The organism is Pseudomonas sp. NPDC099000, from assembly GCF_044759925.1.
GTDB lineage: Bacteria > Pseudomonadota > Gammaproteobacteria > Pseudomonadales > Pseudomonadaceae > Aquipseudomonas.
Genome location: NZ_JBIWAF010000034.1, coordinates 1 through 20,292, shown reverse-complemented (window position 1 = coordinate 20,292; position 20,292 = coordinate 1). Strand labels below are relative to the sequence as shown.

15 protein-coding genes are annotated in these 20,292 nt (G+C 61.3%); 6 read left to right on the top strand and 9 right to left on the bottom strand.

Features of this window, described 5'->3' with window-relative positions; all coding sequences use genetic code 11:
- Positions 1-70: 70 nt before the first annotated feature.
- The 3 genes from ACIQV9_RS25790 to ACIQV9_RS25780 all read right to left on the bottom strand — a co-directional run bounded on the left by ACIQV9_RS25790 (position 71) and on the right by ACIQV9_RS25780 (position 2,211).
- A complete protein-coding gene (locus ACIQV9_RS25790; protein ID WP_109635239.1) occupies positions 71-769 on the bottom strand; it encodes a PspA/IM30 family protein in 699 nt (232 codons plus the stop codon).
- 24 nt (positions 770-793) lie between these two features.
- Complete coding sequence (locus ACIQV9_RS25785) at positions 794-1,375, bottom strand: YjfI family protein (RefSeq protein ID WP_010467297.1); 582 nt, start codon at positions 1,373-1,375, stop codon at positions 794-796.
- 281 nt (positions 1,376-1,656) lie between these two features.
- Positions 1,657-2,211, bottom strand: a complete 555-nt coding sequence (locus ACIQV9_RS25780) for a cysteine hydrolase family protein (RefSeq protein WP_403107506.1) — start codon at positions 2,209-2,211, stop codon at positions 1,657-1,659.
- Positions 2,212-2,315: 104 nt separating this feature from the next.
- On the opposite strand from ACIQV9_RS25780, the gene ACIQV9_RS25775 reads away from it, so the two are divergent.
- From ACIQV9_RS25775 to ACIQV9_RS25765, 3 genes are all read left to right on the top strand, one after another.
- Positions 2,316-3,308 (top strand): GlxA family transcriptional regulator, encoded by a 993-nt coding sequence (locus ACIQV9_RS25775; protein WP_403107504.1) that lies wholly within the window; start codon positions 2,316-2,318, stop codon positions 3,306-3,308.
- 300 nt (positions 3,309-3,608) lie between these two features.
- Positions 3,609-4,718 carry a DUF3182 family protein gene (locus ACIQV9_RS25770; RefSeq protein ID WP_403107502.1) on the top strand — a complete coding sequence of 370 codons (1,110 nt, stop codon included), beginning with the start codon at positions 3,609-3,611 and terminating at the stop codon, positions 4,716-4,718.
- Positions 4,708-5,466, top strand: a complete 759-nt coding sequence (locus ACIQV9_RS25765) for an alpha/beta hydrolase family protein (protein WP_403107501.1) — start codon at positions 4,708-4,710, stop codon at positions 5,464-5,466. Before ACIQV9_RS25770 ends, ACIQV9_RS25765 begins: the two co-directional genes overlap by 11 nt.
- Before the next feature lie 97 nt (positions 5,467-5,563).
- On the opposite strand, the gene ACIQV9_RS25760 is transcribed toward ACIQV9_RS25765, so the two are convergent.
- From ACIQV9_RS25760 to ACIQV9_RS25740, 5 genes are all read right to left on the bottom strand, one after another.
- Complete coding sequence (locus tag ACIQV9_RS25760; RefSeq protein ID WP_403107499.1) at positions 5,564-6,565, bottom strand: lysylphosphatidylglycerol synthase domain-containing protein; 1,002 nt, start codon at positions 6,563-6,565, stop codon at positions 5,564-5,566.
- Positions 6,552-7,847 (bottom strand): cardiolipin synthase ClsB, encoded by a 1,296-nt coding sequence (clsB, locus tag ACIQV9_RS25755; RefSeq protein ID WP_403107497.1) that lies wholly within the window; start codon positions 7,845-7,847, stop codon positions 6,552-6,554. The genes ACIQV9_RS25760 and clsB overlap by 14 nt, the downstream gene beginning before the upstream one ends.
- A complete protein-coding gene (locus ACIQV9_RS25750) occupies positions 7,844-8,641 on the bottom strand; it encodes an endonuclease/exonuclease/phosphatase family protein (protein WP_403107495.1) in 798 nt (265 codons plus the stop codon). The genes clsB and ACIQV9_RS25750 overlap by 4 nt, the downstream gene beginning before the upstream one ends.
- On the bottom strand, positions 8,638-9,564 hold the full coding sequence (locus ACIQV9_RS25745) for a DUF72 domain-containing protein (protein WP_403107493.1): 927 nt from the start codon (positions 9,562-9,564) through the stop codon (positions 8,638-8,640). Before ACIQV9_RS25745 ends, ACIQV9_RS25750 begins: the two co-directional genes overlap by 4 nt.
- A gap of 312 nt (positions 9,565-9,876) precedes the next feature.
- Positions 9,877-11,079 (bottom strand): MFS transporter, encoded by a 1,203-nt coding sequence (locus ACIQV9_RS25740; RefSeq protein ID WP_403107491.1) that lies wholly within the window; start codon positions 11,077-11,079, stop codon positions 9,877-9,879.
- 375 nt (positions 11,080-11,454) lie between these two features.
- Here ACIQV9_RS25740 and ACIQV9_RS25735 point away from each other — a divergent pair, with 375 nt between their 5' ends.
- Positions 11,455-13,563 carry a mechanosensitive ion channel family protein gene (locus ACIQV9_RS25735; protein WP_403107489.1) on the top strand — a complete coding sequence of 703 codons (2,109 nt, stop codon included), beginning with the start codon at positions 11,455-11,457 and terminating at the stop codon, positions 13,561-13,563.
- A gap of 118 nt (positions 13,564-13,681) precedes the next feature.
- Here ACIQV9_RS25735 and ACIQV9_RS25730 read toward each other — a convergent pair whose 3' ends face one another.
- Entirely contained in the window at positions 13,682-17,998 is a 4,317-nt protein-coding gene (locus ACIQV9_RS25730; RefSeq protein ID WP_403107487.1) for a DEAD/DEAH box helicase, read from the bottom strand.
- Between the two features lie 300 nt (positions 17,999-18,298).
- Here ACIQV9_RS25730 and ACIQV9_RS25725 point away from each other — a divergent pair, with 300 nt between their 5' ends.
- On the top strand, positions 18,299-19,183 hold the full coding sequence (locus tag ACIQV9_RS25725) for a sugar nucleotide-binding protein (RefSeq protein ID WP_403107486.1): 885 nt from the start codon (positions 18,299-18,301) through the stop codon (positions 19,181-19,183).
- Complete coding sequence (locus tag ACIQV9_RS25720; RefSeq protein WP_403107484.1) at positions 19,176-20,105, top strand: NAD-dependent epimerase/dehydratase family protein; 930 nt, start codon at positions 19,176-19,178, stop codon at positions 20,103-20,105. Before ACIQV9_RS25725 ends, ACIQV9_RS25720 begins: the two co-directional genes overlap by 8 nt.
- The last annotated feature ends 187 nt before the right edge of the window (positions 20,106-20,292 follow it).

Here is a 20,292-nt window from a genome sequence, read left to right as displayed (position 1 = left end):
CGCTCTCACAGGTTCCGCAGCTTTTGGCATCAGGGAAGTGAATGCCAAGCTGCGGTGTTGCCTGGGTTGCTTACTCAGCCGATTTTTTCTTCAGGCGTTCCAGAATCGCATTGGCGCTGCCTTCGTTCGGCGTGATGCCGGCGTCGCGCAGTTTGCGTTCCAGGTCAGTACCGGTCGATGCATCGGCCAATTGGTCCTGAGCTTCCAGTTCAGCCGCGCGTTGCTGCTGCTTGGCCTGCAGGCGGTTCAGCGTACCGACGGCGGTTTCCAGCTTGCCGTTGGCGCCGCCACTGGCAATCGAAGCGCTGACCTGGGCTTTCTGTACGCTTTCACGGGCCTTGGCCATGTCGACTTGCTGGCGCAGGCTTTTGATACGGTTTTCAGCCTTGGTGATGTCTTTGCGCATGTTTTCAGCGTAACCGCCGAATTCGGTGGCCTGCTTCTGCTCGACGTCCAGTTCGTTGGTCAGGGTCGAAATGGCTTCGGCCACTTCCAGGGCCAGGTCTTCACGGTTGGCCTGGATCGCGGCCAGGGCCTTGGATTCCAGGTCCTTGATCTTGGCGTTGTACTCGCTGACGCGATCAGCCGACAGTTTGTGCTTGGCCATGATGGTGACCAGCTCACGCTTGGCGTTGGCCAGGGCGCTGTCAGCATCGCGGATTTCCTGGTCGAGGATGCGCAGGGCCTGTTGGTCGACGATCGATTCGCCAACTTCAGTGGCACCGCCACGCAGCGCGGTGAACAATTTGCTCCAGATGGACTGAGTCATTGGATATTTCCTGTTACCGAATAATTAATTGAAGAAACGTTCGAAGGCTTCGCTGGCGCGCTGGACGTTATCGACCAGGGTTTTCACCTCGGTCACGATGTTCGTCAGGCTGGAGTCGGAGCTCAATGCGCCGAACATGTTGTAGACAATCTGCCCGTTCGGCATGGACTCGATACCGATCGAGGACAGCGGGAACATTTCCCGGCTGCGCAGCACGGCGTCGTTGAAGGCCGGTACGTCGTTGATGGACTCGATGTCGACCAGAACGGTATCGACGATGATCTGTTCGCCCACCACCGCGATGTAAATCGGCAAGCCACCGAAATCGTTCATTTCCAGCTTGATGCTGGATTCGGAGCCTTGAACGAGAGAAAGCGTGATGTCGTTCGAAACCACTTCGTCCAGGGCTTGAAGGGCGCTGAAGAGGCGATCAATGTTCCAGTTTGTACCTGCGCTCATGTAATTCTCCGACATGAATGAGCCAGCCAGAATCGGTTGGCGAAGCTGTTTCTCCATCTGCTTGAGCAGGCTTCGGTTTTCGGGAAGCACCCAAGTCTCGTGTTTCACATAACCGGCGGCACCCAGGCCCGCGCGCATCTGCTTCATGTAAAAGCTCGATGGTTTTTTCGCGGACGGTTTCGCGCGCTCTCCCTTGCGGCTTGCTGGATCGGTCTCGGGCCCGGTTGGGGGGCTCGATGGAGAGCTGCTTTTCATGGGCTGACCTCGATGTGAAAAACTCACGCGTGGGAAACACTACAGGCAATTTTTGCCACTCTCAATAGCTCACGCGTGAGATTTTTTGCATTACTTTATTCGGCCAGCAAAAAGGGCCCGCAGCGCTCAAACGCGGCGGGCCCTTTTCGGAAGTTGATCAATAAGTTAGGAGGTTAGCGGCTGGCCGCCAGGAATTCGTCAGTGGAAATCACGCTCGCATAGGCGAAACCCAGAGCCGACATGAAGGCGGCGTGAACGTGGGCGGCGGGCACTGTGACGCCGTTGAATTCCAGGTCGCGTGAGGCACAGGCGTCGTGGATCACGGTGACGGTGTAGCCGAAATCGGCCGCGGCGCGAGTGATGCCATCGACGCACATGTGGCTCATGCTGCCGACGACCACCAGTTCCTTGATGCCTTGCTCGTCGAGGATCGATTTGAGTTCGGTTTCACGGAACGAGTTGACGAAGTGCTTGAGCACCACCGGCTCGTCGGCGCGGTTCAGGACTTTGGGGTGCAGCTTTGCGCCTTCGGAACCCGGGGTGAAGAATGGGGCTTCTTCGGAGGTGAATTCGTGACGGATGTGCACCACCGAATCACCGGCATCACGAAAGGCTTCGAGTAGACGGACGGCGTTGTCGGCAGCGGCATCGGCGCCGACCAGCGGCCACTTGCCTTGGGGGAAGTAGTCGTTTTGGATATCGACTACGATGAGTGCTTGCTTGGCCATGACTGTTTCCTCGAAATGTGTGTGTTGGGTGTGGAACGAAGTATTGGCCCTGGCAGGCCGACCGGGGATTGGCCGCACCGACAATAGAAGGGGGAAAACTGACAATGGACGCAGAAAGGGCAATCGCCGAAATCGGCGTGCTGATTTATCCCGGCGCGCAGAAGGCGGCGGTGCACGGGTTGACGGACTTGTTCGGGGTGGCCAATCGGATCGCCGCTGAACATCAGGCTGCGCAATTGCCGCTGCTGCGGGTCAGCCATTGGCAAGTTGATGGCGAGCAGGCGCCCGAGCGGGTGTACGACAGTCATCCGGGTCCCAACCGCGCCTTGGTGGCGGTGTTGATCCCGCCGTCGATTGCCGGATTTTCCGAAGGCCAGGCACCGCCGGCGTTGATCCACTGGATGCGTCAGCAACATGCGCAGGGCGCGACCCTCGGTGGCGTCTGTGTGGGCTCGATCCTGCTGGCGGAAAGCGGTTTGCTCGACGGCCGTAGCGCCACCACCCACTGGACCTCGGCCAAAACCTTCGCCGAGCGTTACCCGGCGATCAAGCTCAAGGCCGATACGCCCATTGTCGACGACGGCGACCTGATCACCACCGCCGGGCTGATGGCCTGGTCCGAGCTGGGTCTGCGCCTGGTAGACCGTCTGCTCGGCCCGAGCATCGCCACTGGCACTGCGCGTTTTCTGGTGGTGGAGCACAGCGACAGCGCGAGTGAATGCGGGAGCAACTTTTCACCGATTCTCAGCCATGGCGATGCGTCGATTCTCAAGGTTCAGCATTGGCTGCAAAGCACCGGGGCCACCGATGTATCGCTGACGGCGATGGCCGAGCGGGCAGGGTTGGAAGAGCGCACGTTCCTGCGCCGATTCCGCGCGGCGACTGGGTTGAAACCCACTGAGTACTGCCAGCACCTGCGGGTCGGCAAGGCGCGGGAAATGCTCGAATTCACCAACGGCACCATCGATCACATTGCGTGGACCGTGGGCTACCAGGACCCGGGGGCGTTCCGGGCGACGTTCAAGAAAATTACCGGGCTGGCGCCGAGTGATTACCGGGCGAGGTTTGGCGTGACGCCGGGTGCCGCGACCCGGTAGGCGCAACACCGCAAATCTCTGTGGGAGCGAGCTTGCTCGCGATTGGGCCTTAACATTCAACATTGATGTCGTCTGACAGATTGCTATCGCGAGCAAGCTCGCTCCCACAGGGATCGTAGTTGGGCCTTGGTCGTGCAAAATGCAGGAGCTAGAACGCTCGTCGTGCAGAATCGGGCAGGCGTCGTGCCATTACGATTCCTGCAACCGACTGAATTCAAGGACATTTCGATCAAGCCTCCCTTGGCTTGATCTCTGCACCCCTTCAACTACATTCATCAAAAGCCGATTGAAGGGGGATGCATGACCCCAACAAACTGCAAGAAACTGGTGGTCGCCCACTCGGTTCGCCCCGAGGCGCCCCAGCACGAAGTCGACACCAATCGCGCGCTGGCCCGCTGGCTGGCGCAAATCCTGGGGCTCAAGTTCGGCGGCAGTTACGACCCCGAACTTCACGATGGCCGGGATCTTTATCTTTTGCCGACCCAGACCCTGGTCGGCGTCGCTGCCGCACGGGCATTGGGCGTCACGGGGCCGGAGGATCTGTGGGGCGGTTACGTCGACCACGATTTCATCTGCACCAAAGCCATCAGCCACGGGTTGCGCAACAAAAATGCGCACGCCCCGCAAGGCTGGTCACCGTTGTTTTCCGAACGCGTGCGCAACGTCGTGCTCGATGGCCTCAGCGTGTTCTCACTCGACGATGCGCGGCCGGCAGCGGAGCATTTGCTCTACACCGGCTCGATCCGCATCAAGCCGATTCATGCCTGCGCCGGACGTGGGCAGGAAGTGATCAAAAGCCTCGACCAGTTCGACGCCGTTCTGGCTCGCCCCGATGCCAAGGCTCTGTTCAGTGAAGGCGTGGTGCTCGAGCAGGACCTCGACAAAGTGATCACCCACAGCGTCGGCCAGAGCTTTATCGGCGGCAAGGTGTTGAGTTATTGCGGTGATCAATACTTGACCGAAGACGGTCAGGGCGAGCAGGTTTATGGAGGTTCCAATCTGTTGGTGGTGCAGGGGTATTACGAAGACCTGCTGAAACTGGACCTGCCTGACGATGTACAACTGGCGATCCGGCAGGCGCAAGTGTTCGACAGTGCAGCGGACGAGGCCTATCCCGGTTTCTACGCCTCGCGCCGCAACTATGACATCGCCCAAGGCCTGGACAGCAACGGCCAGCAGCGCAGCGGTGTGCTCGAACAGTCCTGGCGCATGGGCGGTGCCAGCAGTGCCGAAGTGGCCGCGTTGCAGAGCTTCGTCAACGACCCCGAGATGCGCGCGATTTGCGTGTCTTCGGTGGAAACCTACATCGACCAGCCGCTGCCGGCGGACGCCATCGAGGTGTATCGCGGGCCGGCGGAAAACAGTGACTTTCTTCTCAAGTACGTGACGGTCAAATCCTATGACGGCTAGAAGCGAAACCATTCAGATCGACATCGACGATGAACAGATGAGCGGGACTTTTCTGAGCCCCAAATCGAAAGTCCCCGGCGTGTTGTTTGTGCACGGTTGGGGTGGCAGCCAGGAGCGGGACCTGGAACGGGCCAAAGGCATCGCCGGTTTGGGGTGTGTGTGCCTGACGTTCGACTTGCGCGGGCACACCGGCGGCACTGGCATTCCGCTCACGCGGGTGACCCGTGAAGACAACCTGCGTGACCTGCTGGCGGCCTACGACCGCTTGCTCGCCCACCCGGCGCTCGACACCTCCGCCATTGCGGTGGTCGGCACCAGTTATGGCGGCTATCTGGCCTCGATTCTGACCTCCTTGCGCCCGGTGCGCTGGCTGGCGCTGCGGGTGCCGGCGCTGTATCGCGACGATGAATGGCATACGCCCAAGCGCGAACTGGACAAGGCTGATTTGCGCGATTACCGCCACACGCTGGTACGCGCCGACAGCAATCGCGCCTTGCACGCCTGCTCGCAATTCACCGGGGATGTGCTGCTCGTGGAGTCCGAGATCGACGACTTTGTGCCTCACGCGACGATCATGAGCTACCGCGCTGCGTGCCAGCAGACGCATTCGCTGACGCACCGGATTATCGACGGTGCCGATCACGCGTTGAGCGAGCCGGTTTCGCAACAGGCCTATACCTCGATTCTGGTGGACTGGATTACCGAGATGGTGGTGGGTGAGCGGTTGAGCATTATTCAATCGAAGTGAGATGTGCAGCGTTTTTGAAGACGCCATCGCGGGCAAGCCCGCTCCCACAAGGATCTTTGGCGAACACAATATTTGCGTCATCCGCCTCGCCACAATCTCAGGAAGGTTTCTTGGCAATTCGCAGCGACTTCGCCTTGGCCTCCACCACCAGATACATCACCAACGTAATCAACAACGGCAAAATAAAATAGATCGCCCGATAAGCCAGTAAGCCCGCCACCAGGCTCCCCCGCGAAGCCTCGTGTTGCAACAACGCCACAAACACCGCCTCCAAGACACCAAGCCCGGCAGGAATGTGGGTAATCACCCCGGCAATCGCACTGATCAACAACACGCCCAGCACCAACGGGTAATCCAGCTTGCTCGGCAGCAACGTGAATATCACCGCCGCCATCAGCGACCAGTTCAGCGCCCCGAGGGTCAGTTGCAGCACCGCCATGCGCACGGAAGGCAAGTTGATTTCCACCCCGCGTATCGCCCATTCCCGACGCCTTGAAAACTGACATGCCGCCAGATAGCCCGCGCTGACCAATAGCAGCAAAACGCCCACACCCTGCAATGCGCCGCTGCTCAACTTCCAGCCCGGCGGCATTCTGACCAGTCCGCTGCTGAACACCGCGCCCGCAATCACCATGTAGCCGAACCAGTTGGTTGCGAGGCTCAGCCCGAGGATTTTCGCGATGTTGCTTTTGCTCACGCCGAGTCGCGAATACAGGCGATAACGCATGGCAATCCCGCCGACCCACGCGCTCAGGTTGAGGTTGAAGGCGTAGCTGATGATCCCCACCGGCAGGATTTGTTTCCAGGTCAGGTCCTGGCGGATGTAGGTGCGGCCGATCAAGTCAAAACAGGCGTAGACCAGAAAACTCACCAGCGTCAGGCCCGACGCAATGATCAGCGTGCGCACCTTGAAATTGGCCAGGGTGTGGAAGACTTCATCCCATTCGATGCGCTGGGCAAGCATCGTCAACAGCACGATCAGCGCCAGGAAAAACAACATCGTCAGCGGTTTTTTCCAGCGACTCCAGCGTGTTTTCTTTACCGGGGCGGGTGTTGCGCTGTCGTCGTGAGGTGCCGAATGCGCTTCAACGCGGTCCATGGTGGTCGCTCCCGGCGGGATGAGTGAAGGGTTTCAGGCGTGGTTTATGCGCCGGCAGCCAACCAGCCCATGCCGGAAAATGGCGCAGGAAGTGAAACACCAGAAAGCCGACGGTCATGTGCCAGATCCGTCCGCGTGGTGACTTGTCCACTGACATGGCTTTGCAGTGGTTATTGCTCAGTACCTCGAGCCTTTCGAACAGATCGTGGTTGAAGGCGCGGTCGCGGATCAACACGTTGGCTTCCAGGTTCATGGACAGGCTCAACGGGTCGAGATTGCTCGAACCGACGGTGCTCCAGTCCTCATCCACCAGCGCGACTTTGCCGTGCAAGGGACGGTCGCAATATTCGTAAATCTTGACGCCCGCCTTGAGCAGATAGTCGTAGGTCATGCGCGCGGCCAGTTTGGCCACCATCATGTCGGGTTGCCCCTGCAGAATCAGGCGCACGTCGACGCCACGGCGAGCGGCGTTGCGGATTTCGCGCAGCAGGCGATAGCCCGGAAAGAAGTAGGCATTGGCGATCACGACACGGCGCTGGGCACTGCGCAGCACCTCGCGGTAAACCTCTTCTATATCCGTCCGATGATCGCCGTTATCGCGGTACACCAGTCGAATCTGGCCGTCGTGGTCGCTGAACGCCATTTCCGAGCGCCGCTGCCGGCGGCGTTGCCACCAATACTTGGCGCGGCCCGGGCGACCGCTTTGAAGCAGGGCGAAGTGATGAATATCGGCCACCGCCGGGCCTTGCACTTCAACCGAGTAATCCTGTTTGGCCTCGGGGCCGAAGTCGGCCAGATGGTCGGCGGAAAAGTTGATCCCGCCGATGAACGCAATCGTGCCGTCCACCACCACGATCTTGCGGTGCAGTCGGCGGAACCAGTTGGTGCGGATGCCCAGATGCTTGGGGGCCGGATCGAATATTTGCAGGCGCACGCCGGCCTGGCTCAATGCCGCGAGATACTCGGTGGTCAACTCGCCGCAGCCAAACCCGTCGAGGCTGGCGGTGACCCGTACCCCGCGTTGGGCGGCCTCGATCAACACTTGCTGCAGCTCATTGCCGACCTTGTCCTCGAACACAATGAAGGTTTCCAGGAGGATTTCAGTCTTGGCCTGGCGCATCGCCTCGAACACCCGCGGGAAATAGGCTTCGCCGTTTTCCAGCATTTCCACGAGGTTGTTGCCCTGCCAGCCGTATTCAACGTCGACCACGCCGGGTTCACGCACCGGCGGGGTAGTCGGCACGTGTTCAACGGTGGCTTTTTCCATCGGGGCGCTGCTCATAGCTCGATCTCCACCGATAGCGGTGCATGGTCGGAAAGGTGTGACCAGGGGCGCGCCGCCAGCACTTGCGGACGGCTGGCCTTGAGGTTGCGCACATAGATGCGGTCCAGGCGTAAGGCCGGCAACCGCGCCGGAAAACTGCGCGCCGGTTTGCCGTGGTGCTCGGCGAACACTTCGCGCAGCCCGCAGGGCTTGAGCAACGCATCGGCCTGCAGGCGCCAATCGTTGAAGTCGCCGGCGACGATCACCGGGGCGTCGTCCGGCAGGTCTTCGAGACGTCGTGCCAGCAACTTCAGTTGTTCCGTTCGGTGGGACTCACGCAACCCCAGATGCACGCAAATGGCGTGCACTTCACGGCCATCGCCTGGCAGGCGCAGCACGCAATGCAGGAGGCCGCGGTTCTCATGGCCGCTGATCGAGACGTCGAGGTTGTCATGGCGAATGATCTGGAATTTCGACAGCAGCGCATTACCGTGATCGCCCGCCGGGTACACCGCGTTGCGGCCATAGGCAAACTGCGGCCACAGGGTATCGGCGAGGAATTCGTACTGCGGTATCGTCGGCCAGTTGCTGTAGCGCTGCGGATGATGCTCGTGGGTGCCGTGGACTTCCTGCAAAAACACCACGTCGGCGGACACGCTGCGCACTGCTTCGCGCAATTCCGGCAGGATGAAGCGTCGGTTGAGCGCGGTGAAACCCTTGTGGGTATTGACCGTCAGCACGGTAAAGCGGCGCACGGCGGTGATGATGGGTTGTTGTTCGTCGGTACTGCCGACCGGTTCGGAAATGTTCATGGCAGCACTCCTTCGGCGACCGGCTCACCGGGACGGGTGGCGAGGTCTTTGTCGAGATGGAAGTGCTCAAGCAAGCGCCGCGCATCGAAGGGGGCGCGAACTTTGATGTCGTTGTCGAAATAGCAGAACACTTCCCGGGACTTGCGTGCTTTCGGCTTTTGCCGAGGTGCGATCAGCTGCGGATCCGCTGGTTGTTGGCCGTGGTTCCAGGCGTCAATCCGCTCGCCCCAGCGTTCCAGCGCTTCAGGGGTGTAGCCGCTGGCATAGAGCTCTTCAGCGCCGTGCAGGCGCAGGTAGACGAAATCACTGGTGACGTCTTCGCGGTACGGCCATTTCCCGGCGGTATCGGCGATGACCAAGGCAACGTTGTAGCGCTTGAGCAGGCGCACGAACGCCGGATCAATAAAGGTCTCGTTTCTGATTTCAACGGCATGGCGCAACGGCTTTTTCTTGTATGCCTTCATGCTGGCGGGGCCGTGCAGGTGCGAATCGTGCTGGCGGGCCAGGGCGGCGGCCTGTTGGGTATCGTGGGGCAATTGCTCGAGGAAGCTTTCGAATAGCTCAACGTCGAATTTGAAATTGGGCGGGAACTGCCAGAGGATCGGGCCGAGTTTCTCTTTGAGTTCCAGGATCCCGGAGGCAAAGAAATTCGCCAGCGGTTTATGAATGTCCCGCAGGCGCTTGATGTGGGTGATGAAACGCGGGGCTTTGACGCTGAACACGAAGTCCGCCGGGGTTTCGTCATACCACTGGGCGTAACGTTCAGGCCGTTGCAGGGCGTAAAACGATCCATTGATTTCGATGCTGTTGACCGCCCGTGACGCAAATTGCAATTCGCGCTTCTGGGTCAACCCCTTCGGGTAGAAACCTCCCCGCCAAGGCGTGTAGCGCCAGCCTGAAATACCAATGTGAATCGCCGCCATGTCGCCTCCCGTCTAATGGTCCTCGGATACCCCTGTCTTTTGATGACCGTGGGATAACCGGGAAAGTTTCGACGGGGCTACGGACGGTGTGCGCTTCAGAAAACAACACCGACCAACTGTAGGAGCGAACTGTGGCGAGGGGGCTTGTCGGAACGCCGCATCGCCCCGTTGGGCTGCGCAGCAGCCCCAAATCCTGAGTCCCGGTTTCTACAGATGTACCGCGATCACAGGTTTTGCGACTGCTTCGCAGTCGAACGGGGCGATGCGGCGTTCCGACAAGCCCCCTCGCCACAGTTCGCTCGCACAGGGGGGTTAGTGACTGGCGACAATGCGTGTTGAGCGCTCGGCGTAGACCGGGCCGAGGCGATCAAGACGCCCACTCCACGCCGTCAGCGCCAGCGCCACCAACACCACTAGCCCGCCAATCCACGCCGTGTGGATCAAGCCCATGTGCGCAACGATCAAGCCACCACCCCACGCACCACCGGCGATGCCAAGGTTGAACGCGGCAATGTTCAGCCCCGACGCCACATCCACCGCCTGCGGGGTGTGATGTTCGGCCTGACGCACCACATACACTTGCAGCCCCGGCACGTTGCCGAATGCCACCGCGCCCCAGACCAGCACCGTGGCCAGCGCCAGCCATGGGTTGCCGGCAGTGAAGGTCAGCACGAACAGTACGGCAGCGAGCAGGGCGAAGATGATTTTCAGGGCGCTGATCGGGCCGCGTTTATCCGCCAGTTTGCCGCCCCAGATGTTGCCGACGGCCACCGAGATGCCATAGACCAGCAACACCAGGCTGACGGTGCCGGCGCTGAAGCCGGAAATGTCCTGAAGAATCGGCGCGAGGAAGGTGAAGGCGATGAACGAGCCGCCGTAACCGACCGCAGTCATGGCGTACACCAGCAGCAGGCGTGGCTGCTTGAGCACCTGCAATTGCTGCAACAGCGAAGCGGGTTTGCTGTGGGCGATGTTTTTCGGCACGTAGAGCAGGCTGCCGATAAAGGCGATCACACCCAATGCGGACACGGCGAGGAAGGTTTCACGCCAGCCGAAATGCTGACCGATGAAAGTCCCCAGCGGCACACCGGTGACCAGCGCCACGGTCAAGCCAGTGAACATGATCGCAATCGCGCTGGCGGCTTTCTCCTTCGGCACCAGGCTGGTGGCGATGGTCGAGCCAATCGAGAAAAACACCCCGTGGGCCAGGCCGGTGACGATCCGCGCAATGATCAGCGACTCGTAGCTCGGGGCTTTCCACGCCAGCAGGTTGCCAAGGGTGAACAGCACCATCAGCGACAACAGCAGCAATTTGCGCGGGACTTTGCCAGTGAGGGCGGTCAGCACCGGGGCGCCGATGGCAACGCCCAGGGCGTAGAGGCTGACCAACAGGCCGGCGGACGGCAGGCTGACGCCGAGGTCAGCGCCGATGGTGGGTAACAGGCCAACGATGACGAACTCGGTCGTCCCGATGGCGAAGGCGCTGAGGGTCAGCGCGAGCAAGGCAATGGGCATGACTGCAACTCCGATGGGTTTGATTGATGGAGCGCAGTGTCGGGGTTTGGGTTGTGCGGAAAAATAGAGGGGTGGGCATTTGATATTTGATCTGTGCGCAAAGATTGTCCTGCTAGTGATGAACCCTGTGGCGAGGGGGCTTGCCCCCGTTGGGCTGCGCAGCAGCCCCAGATCCTGAGTCCAGGTTTCTACAGATGTACCGCGATCGCAGGTTTTACGACTGCTGCGCAGCCCAACGGGGGCAAGCCCCCTCGCCACAGGGGGGGTGTTCTCCCTCACAGGGATGTGCTGGCTGGTTATCTCGCGGTGAAAACCGAACTTGCCCGCCATTTCCCGATCAGTTCCTTACAGACCCTTCCCAAGGAGCTTCCCGTTTTGCTCAATTTCAAGACCGCGATACTACTGGGGGCGTTGCTGTTTCTGGGCAGCAACGAGTTGGAAGCTGCCACGCTACCGGGTGTTCCTGCGGCTGCCGAGGAGCCTGCCAAGCCTGAACCACTGGTCCAGGGCGGCCTGCTCGGGGCCATCAGTTCAAGCATCGACGACGTTCAGGATAAGCTCGACCTCAACGAAGACCTGGTCGACGCCTGGCGCCTGCGGGCCGATCGGGCGGCGAACGAAGTGGACAAACTGGTCAATCGACCCTCGAGCCGTTCAGGCTGGAGCGTGATCGGCGATTTCCTGATGTTGTCCGGGATCTGGCTCGGCACCTTTGCCTTGCTCACCGTACTCGGAGGGATCCTGGCCAAGCGTTTGAACCAGGGCCGCTTTCTGCGAACCCGCCAGCGCAGTCAGGATTTACTCAACTATGTATTGCCTTACACGCTACCGGCGCTGATATGCCTGCCGTTGACCCTCTACGTCAGCCATTTTCTGCCCGCCTCGGTGGGCCGGGCGCTGGCGCTGTGTTTCGCCTATGCCACCAGCAGCGGTATTTTCTCGACCTCGATGCTGCTCTGCGTGATCGTCATGTTCAACACCGGCCACAAGCGCACGGCGGTGCAGATCATCCGCGACTACTGCCCCCGGCCGCTGTTCCTGATCGGCTTCCTCGCCGCGCTCAGCGATGCGTTGACCAGCCCGCAGATCGCCCGGCAACTGGGCGGCAACATCACCAGCAGCGCTGCTGTGCTTACCGGCTTTTTCGTCTCGATCATCTTCGGATTACTGGTGATTCGACTGAGGCGTCCGGTGGCGCATCTGATCCGTAACCGGCCACTGGCCCAGCGTCTCAAACAGCCATCGCTGCAAGAGTCCCTGCGGATCTTTTCCGGGCTCTGGTACTGGCCGATCCTGCTGATGGTGATGGTCTCGGCGATCAACCTGCTCGGCGTCGGCGATGACAATCAGAAAGCCCTGCGCTGTGCGTTGTTCACCACCATCCTGCTGATCGCCACGGTCTTTCTCAGCACGATTTTCCAGCACATGTTCAAGTCGCGACAGGTCGCCGCGATCCAGCACAGCAGCGCCTACAAAGAGCGTTTTCTCAGTCTGCTGCATGCGTTGCTGCGGATCGTCATGGCGGTGGCCTTCATCGAGATCCTCGGGCGGATCTGGGGCGTGTCGCTGTTCGAATTCGCCGAGCAAAACTCGGTAGGGCGGGCGATCAGTGAGTCGTTGAGCAGCATGGGGCTGATCTTTCTGGTGACCTGGTTGCTGTGGGTGGTGCTGGATACGGCGATCCAGGAAGCGCTGAAACCACCGGTCAACAAACGCACGGCGCAGCCAAGTACACGGGTCAAAACGATCCTGCCGCTGCTGCGCAACGCAATCAAAATCATCCTGGTGGTGATCTGCGCGATTACCACCATGGCCAACCTGGGGATCAACGTCGCGCCATTGCTGGCGGGTGCCGGGGTCGTGGGGCTGGCCATCGGTTTCGGTTCGCAGCAACTGGTGCAGGACGTGATCACCGGGTTGTTCATCATCATCGAAGACACCCTGTCGATCGGCGACTGGGTGGTGCTCGATTCCGGCCATGCCGGCACGGTCGAAGGCCTGACCATCCGCACCTTGCGCCTGCGTGACGGCAAGGGCTTCGTGCACTCGGTGCCGTTCGGTCAGATCAAGGCTGTCACCAACCAATCGCGACAGTTCGCCTATGCGTTTTTCTCGGTGCAGTTCACCTACGACACCGATGTCGACAAGGCCATCGAGCTGATCCGCGAGGCGGGGGATTCGATCCGTGAGGACGCGTTCCTCAAGTACAACCTGCAAGGGCCGCTGGATGTGTTTGGTGTCGACAAAATGGACCTCAACGGCGTGGTGCTGACGGCGCAGTTCCGCACGGTGTCGGGTGGGCAATATGCGGTGAGCCGGGCGTTTAACCAGCGGTTGAAGAAGCTTGTGGATAACAGCCCGTGGGTGCATTTCGCGCAGACTTATCCACAGCAGGTTTTGATGCCGAAACATGCGATGGCAGATGATGGGCCGGTGGCCGAAAATTCGCCGGTGATGCTGCCGGATCAGCCTCGCACTCAATGATTGTGTGGTGTTGCTGATGGCCTCATCGCGAGCAGGCTCGCTCCTACATTGGATCTGCGTACACCGCAGATCCCCTGTAGGAGCGAGCCTGCTCGCGAAGAGGACAGCCCAGACACCATCAATGCCGGATCAGTTTGTTATGTAATTCAGCAGCCAATTGCTGATCCAGCTCTACCCAGAAAACTTGCTTCCCAGCGATTTCGGCGGAAGCCGGGAGACCATCCCGATACACCAACCGATTACTCGCCAGCGCCGGCACCTTCGCCCCGGGCAATAACGTCCCGGCAAGGTTCAGCGGATCAACCCCGCACACCGCAATCAGACTTCCGTCATGCGGTCGACGCCGGACTTCGCGCAGCAATGGAATGGCCTCAGGCAACGCAAACTGCTCCCCGGCCAAACCACTGACAAACCGCCCACCACGAATCTCCCCCCGTGCCTCCAGCCGATGGAACGTTCGCAGCAATTCCCGCCAGCTCGGCAACCAATCCGCTTCCCGTTCCAGCAAGCGCCAGAACACCACGCCGTAGCGCCGAAGCAAGGTCATGGCGATGTGTTCCAGGGTGTCGTTCGGCGTCGGGGCCGGGCGTTTGTTATCCACAACCGGCAGGACGGGACCGCGTCGTAGCAAAGCCCAGCGACCAGCATCGTCCATCCCGCCGACAAACGCTCCGCGCCCGCGTCGGCTGCTGCGATTCTGGCGTTTGCTGGCCGGCGTAATCAGTGCTCGCAGACCGGCGAAGCTGTCGGCGTTCACCAGACCGGCGCCGACCAGTTCCTGCAAGGCGATTTCCAGCTCGGCGCGCAGCAGGTGCGCCTCGTGAATCAACTCATCGAAAAACAGCGCGCCGTGTTGGCTGAGTGCTTCGTAGACCTTTTGCGTCTTGGGCGACAGCTCGCTGACCGGCGTCTGTTCGGTCAGGCTGCTCCACAACCCGACCTGGCTGCGCGGCAGCAACAGAATCGGCGTGCTGCGCAGCGCCGTGCCGGCGGTCTTGTTGCGCGCGGCCAAGCGAGTCCAGACCAGTTTGCCGCTGCGACACAAATCATCCAGCCAGCTCGCCGAATAGCCTTTGATCCGCATCGGCAGAATGTCGCTGTCCCAGGCGGAAGCGGCGGCGGGGTAGCCTTCGAATTGAGCGACGATGGCGGGCAGCACCGCGTTGCCCTGGCCCTGAGTTGCGGCGGACAGGTGCTGCCAGTCGAACAGAAAGCGCATGAAATCCTGCAACGCTACCGGCTCGATTTCCCGCCGCAGGCGCTTGACCGTGTAGCGATGAATCCGCGCCAAGAGGTGCCGTTCGCACCATTCATCCTCACTGGTGCCCGGGGTGAATTGACCGCGCAGCACATAACCTTCGCGTTCCAGTTGCGCCAGCGCTTGAGTGACTTTATTGGCCGGCAATTCCAAAGGTTCGGCAATCGCTTGCAACGGCAGTGGACCAAACGCGCTGAGCCGCGCGCGAATCAATTCCAGCGCCGCTTCATCCGGCTCCCAGACCTCATCGAATCCCGGCAGCGCCTCCAGCGGTGGCAGCAAACTCGCCTGTGGATAAATCGCCCACAGGCAGGTCAGACGCTCCAACGCCAGCCACAGCGATTGCCCTGCATTGATCTGCAAACGGCTGGCGCGGCCGCTTTCAGTGAGGGCGTTCAGCCAGTCCAGCCAATGCACGTTGGCCTGCGCCTCAGCATCGGTGATGCACGCCAGGCTCATCAAGGCTTCGTGCATTTCATCGACGCCTGTGGGCGCTGGCCAGGCTTCGTCGCGCACCGCTTGAATCGCTTCGTCATCCAGCGCACCAAGGTCGTCGGTGGACTGTGGGTCGGTCCAGCGCCGATTGAGCACCGCTTGCGTGCGGCGTTCTTCCAGCGGCGCATCGTCGAGAAAGGTGTAGGGGCGGGCGCTGAGGATTTCTGCTGCCAGCGGTGAGGGCGCCGGCAAATCGCGGCTGATCAGCCGGACTTCGCCGCTTTCCATGCGCCGCAACAACGCCAGCCAGCCTTCGCTGTCCATGGCCTCGTGCAGGCAATCGTCGAGGGTTTGTTCCACCAGCGGATGCTCGGGAATTTCACGTTCGCCGGCGAGGTTTTCCACACAGGCAATCTGGTCGGGAAACACACTGGCGATCAGGTCTTCGCTTTTCATGCGCTGGATCTGCGGCGCGACTTTGCGCCCGCCGGTGTAACGCGGCAACGCCAAGGCAACCCCGGCGTTCCAGCGCCAGCGCACGCCGAACAGCGGCGCATCGAGTATTGCCTGGATCAGCAGGTGTTCGGCGGTGTTGCTGTGCACGTAGCGCCAGATGTCGTCGAGCTCGAAACTGTGGCTGGTGGACAGCGACAGCACGATCGCGTCTTCGCTGGCGGCGGCCTGCAATTCGAAGTTGAAGGTGCGGCAGAAACGCTTGCGCAAGGCCAGGCCCCAGGCGCGGTTGATGCGACTGCCGAACGGCGTGTGGATGATCAGTTGCGTGCCGCCGGATTCGTCGAAAAACCGCTCCATCAGCAGCGTGTCTTGTGACGGCAGCGCGCCCAATGTCAGGCGCGCCCGGGCCAGGTAATCCACCAGTTGCTCGGCGCTGGCGATGTTCAGGCCCAGGGTGTCGGTCAGCCAGTCGATGGCGGGCTGCAACAGGCCCGGAGTGGCGCCGAGCAAGTCGTCGAGCTGCGCTTGCAGGCGCGCCACCGCGAACGACAATTCTGCGCTGCGCCCCGGCGCTTCACCGAGCCAGAACGGAATGGTCGGCGGCTGGCCCTGGGCATCTTCGACCCGGACTTTGCCGGTTTCGACGCGCAGGATTCGGTACGACGTATTGCCCAGCTGGAAGATATCCCCGGCGATGCTTTCCACGGCAAAGTCTTCGTTGACGCTGCCGATGTTCAGGCCTTGAGGTTCGAGCAGCACGCTGTAATCGGCGTTGTCCGGAATGGTCCCGCCGCTGGTCACGGCCGTCAGTTTGCTGCCCCGACGACCGCGCAACGTGCGGGTCACGGCGTCCCGGTGCAGGTACGCGCTGCGGATCCCCTGACGACCGTTGTAGCCCTCGGCGAGCATGTGCAGCAGCGCCTGGTAATGTTTTTCGTCGAGGTCGGCGTAAGGCGAGGCTTTTCGGAACATCTCCAGCAACGCCTGCTCCTGCCATTCCTGGCAACTGACTTCGGCGATGATCTGCTGCGCCAATACGTCCAGCGGCGCCTTGGGAATCTGCAAGGTGTCGAGTTCGCCACGGAGCACGCAGTCGAGCAGGGCGGCGCATTCGATCAAATCATCGCGGGTGGTGGCGAACAATCGGCCCTTGGGCGTGCCGCCGACCTGGTGCCCGGAACGGCCGACCCGTTGCAGAAAACCGGCAATCGAGCGTGGCGAGGCGATCTGACACACCAGATCCACGTCGCCAATGTCGATCCCCAGTTCCAGCGAGGCCGTGGCGATCAGCACTTGCAGCTCGCCGCGCTTGAGGCGCTGTTCCGCGTCGAGGCGAAATTCCTTGGCCAGGCTGCCGTGGTGCGCGGCGACGGCCTTTTTGCCTAGGCGTTCGCTCAAATGCCGGCTCAGGCGTTCGGCCAGGCGTCGGGTGTTGACGAAAATCAGCGTGGTGCGGTGTTCGCGGGCGAGAACGGCAAGACGGTCGTAGACCAGTTCCCACACGTCGTTGGCCATCACTGCCGAGAGCGGCACTGGCGGTACTTCAATGTCCAGATCCCGCGGGCGAGCGTGGCCGATGTCGATGATTTCGCACTTGCGGTCTCGACCAACAAGGAAGCGCGACACCGCTTCGATAGGTTTTTGCGTGGCGGACAGGCCGATGCGCATCAGCGGGACCGCGCACAGCGCCTGCAATCGTTCGAGGCTCAGGGCCAGGTGGCTGCCGCGTTTGCTGGCGGCGATGGCGTGGATTTCGTCGACGATCACCGTGCGCGTGGTGCCGAGCATCTGCCGGCCGGAGTCGGAACCAAGCAGCACGTAAAGGGATTCCGGGGTGGTCACCAAAATGTGCGGCGCCGTTCGGCGCATGGCCGAGCGGTCTTTTTGCGGCGTATCGCCGGTGCGCACGGCGGTGTTGATCTGCAATTCGGGCAGGCCCATGACGCGCAATTGCTCGGTGATGCCGGCCAGCGGGGTTTGCAGGTTGATCTGGATGTCGTTGGACAGGGCTTTGAGCGGTGAGACGTAGACCACCAGGGTTTCGTCGGGCAGCCCGCCTTCATTTTCCAGCCCGCGATGGACCAGGTCGTCGATGACCGCGAGGAATGCCGTGAGGGTTTTGCCGGAGCCGGTGGGCGCGGCGATCAGGGTCGAGCGGTGCTGGCGGATCAGCGGCCACGCCCGGGCCTGGGCGGCGGTGACCGTCGCGAACGTGTTGCTGAACCAGGCGCTGACGGCGGGGTGGAAGCCTGCCAGGGCCGCGTCCGTGGGGATGGGCAGATTCATGGGGTAATTTATGCGGGTGAGGATAGGAAGTTGCAAGTACCACTCAAGACTTGCGCCGATTTTGAGGGCCTCTTCGCGGGCAAGCCTCGCTCCTACAGATGATGGCGCTCCCTTGTAGGAGCGAGGCTTGCCCGCGAAGGGGCCGGAACAGGCACCACAAATCCCCAGGATCTACACTTTACGGATGACGGTTGCGCACTAAACCCGCAAAATGCAACGATTCCGGCAACTAACAACGACATCGCCCATGGGCGCTGTCGATAAAGCCATCGTTCCAATCAGACTGGGCCTGCTGACTCTATGCGAATGCGCCTTATGTTACTGGGCGGCGGAAATGCCCTTGGGCAGGCGCTGATTCGCCTCGGTGCGGAGGAAGACATCGGTTTCCTCGCCCCCCGCCCACCGCAAGACGGCTGGGATGCCGCGAGCCTGACGCAACTGCTCGACGACACCCGCCCGGACGCGTTGATCAACCTCGCCTACTACTTCGACTGGTTTCAGGCGGAGACAGTGAGCGAACAGCGTCTGGCCGGGCAGGAGCGGGCGATCGAGCGTCTGGCCGAACTGTGCCAGCATCACAACATTGTGCTGCTGCAACCGTCGAGCTATCGCGTGTTCGACGGCTCCCGGGCGACCGCCTACAGCGAAAAAGATGAACCGGTGCCGCTGGGCTTGCGCGGTCAGGCCTTGTGGCGGATCGAACAAAGCGTGCGCGCCACCTGCCCGCAACACGTGCTGCTGCGCTTCGGCTGGCTGCTCGATGACAGCCCCGACGGCACCCTCGGGCGTTTCCTCGGTCGCGCCGAACAGCCGGAAGAATTGCTGTTGGCCGACGACCGCCGGGGCAACCCGACACCGGTCGACGACGCGGCGCGAGTGATCATTTCGGTGCTCAAACAACTCGATTGTGCAGCGCCGCTGTGGGGTACCTATCATTACGCCGGGCATGAGGCGACGACGCCGCTGGCGCTTGGTCAGGCGATCCTCACCGAAGCACGCGCGCTGCATCCGCTCGCCATCGAAGCGCCGACCGCCCAGGCTCACGCCGCACGGCCGGACGCCGCCGAAGAGCCGCAACACGCGGTGCTGGCCTGCAAGAAAATTCTGCACACCTTCGGGATCAAGCCCCGCGCCTGGCGCGCGGCACTCCCGGGCTTACTGGATAGGTTCTATCGCCATGGCTGACGGTCCTGTTTTAATCACCGGTGGCGCCGGTTTCATCGGCTCGCACCTGACCGATGCCTTGCTTGCCAAGGGCCATTCGGTGCGCATTCTCGATGACCTGTCCACCGGCAAACGCAGCAACCTGCCGCTGGACAACCCCAAGGTCGAACTCATTGTGGGTGACGTCGCCGATGCTGCGCGGGTGGCCCAGGCCATGGTCGGTTGCAGCGCCGTGGCGCATCTGGCGGCGGTGGCGTCGGTGCAGGCTTCGGTGGACGATCCGGTGAAGACTCACCGGAGCAATTTCATCGGTTCGCTGAATGTCTGCGAAGCCATGCGTCAGGCCGGCGTCAAGCGAGTGCTGTACGCCTCCAGTGCGGCGGTCTACGGCAACAATGGCGAAGGCGAGTCGATCGATGAAGACACGCCCAAGGCACCGTTGACACCATATGCCTCGGACAAACTGGCCAGCGAGTATTACTTCGATTTCTACCGTCGCCAGCATGCCCTGGAACCAGTGATTTTCCGATTCTTCAACATTTTCGGCCCGCGTCAGGACCCGTCCTCGCCGTACTCCGGGGTGATCAGTATTTTCAGCGAGCGCGCGCAGAAAGGCCTGCCGATCACCGTGTTTGGCGATGGCGAGCAGACGCGCGATTTCGTGTATGTCGAGGATCTGGTGGATTTGTTGGTGCAAGCCATCGAGAAGCCGCAGGTCGACGTCGGCGCGGTCAATGTCGGCTGGAACCAGGCGACTTCCCTCAAGCAAATGCTTGAAGCACTGGAGGCGGTGGTCGGTCAATTGCCCCCGGTGAGCTACGGCCCGGCGCGCTCCGGTGACATCCGCCACTCGCGAGCGAACAATCGGCGGTTGTTGGAGCGGTTTACCTACCCTGAGCAGACGCCGATGAGTGTTGGTTTGGCGCGGTTGTTGAGGGGCTGATGATCGTTCCCACGCTCTGCGTGGGAATGCCTCAATGGACGCTCCGCGTCCGCTCTTGAGACGCAGAGCGTCTCTGGCTGCATTCCCACGCGGAGTGGTGTGCACCCCAAAAGTTGGACACGACCGATGGGGTGTTTCATGGGAAAGTACACGATTCAAGCGAAGCTATCAGCGGTACAGGATTATT

Coding starts and splice junctions, on each gene's coding strand:
- ACIQV9_RS25720 (WP_403107484.1), top strand. CDS start 19,176: ATGGCTGACGGTCCTGTTTTAATCACCGGTGGCGCCGGTTTCATCGGC.
- ACIQV9_RS25785 (WP_010467297.1), bottom strand. CDS start 1,375: ATGAAGCAGATGCGCGCGGGCCTGGGTGCCGCCGGTTATGTGAAACAC.
- ACIQV9_RS25790 (WP_109635239.1), bottom strand. CDS start 769: ATGACTCAGTCCATCTGGAGCAAATTGTTCACCGCGCTGCGTGGCGGT.
- ACIQV9_RS25770 (WP_403107502.1), top strand. CDS start 3,609: ATGACCCCAACAAACTGCAAGAAACTGGTGGTCGCCCACTCGGTTCGC.
- ACIQV9_RS25760 (WP_403107499.1), bottom strand. CDS start 6,565: ATGGACCGCGTTGAAGCGCATTCGGCACCTCACGACGACAGCGCAACA.
- ACIQV9_RS25775 (WP_403107504.1), top strand. CDS start 2,316: ATGGACGCAGAAAGGGCAATCGCCGAAATCGGCGTGCTGATTTATCCC.
- ACIQV9_RS25745 (WP_403107493.1), bottom strand. CDS start 9,564: ATGGCGGCGATTCACATTGGTATTTCAGGCTGGCGCTACACGCCTTGG.
- ACIQV9_RS25730 (WP_403107487.1), bottom strand. CDS start 17,998: ATGAATCTGCCCATCCCCACGGACGCGGCCCTGGCAGGCTTCCACCCC.
- clsB (WP_403107497.1), bottom strand. CDS start 7,847: ATGAGCAGCGCCCCGATGGAAAAAGCCACCGTTGAACACGTGCCGACT.
- ACIQV9_RS25725 (WP_403107486.1), top strand. CDS start 18,299: ATGCGAATGCGCCTTATGTTACTGGGCGGCGGAAATGCCCTTGGGCAG.
- ACIQV9_RS25740 (WP_403107491.1), bottom strand. CDS start 11,079: ATGCCCATTGCCTTGCTCGCGCTGACCCTCAGCGCCTTCGCCATCGGG.
- ACIQV9_RS25765 (WP_403107501.1), top strand. CDS start 4,708: ATGACGGCTAGAAGCGAAACCATTCAGATCGACATCGACGATGAACAG.
- ACIQV9_RS25750 (WP_403107495.1), bottom strand. CDS start 8,641: ATGAACATTTCCGAACCGGTCGGCAGTACCGACGAACAACAACCCATC.
- ACIQV9_RS25780 (WP_403107506.1), bottom strand. CDS start 2,211: ATGGCCAAGCAAGCACTCATCGTAGTCGATATCCAAAACGACTACTTC.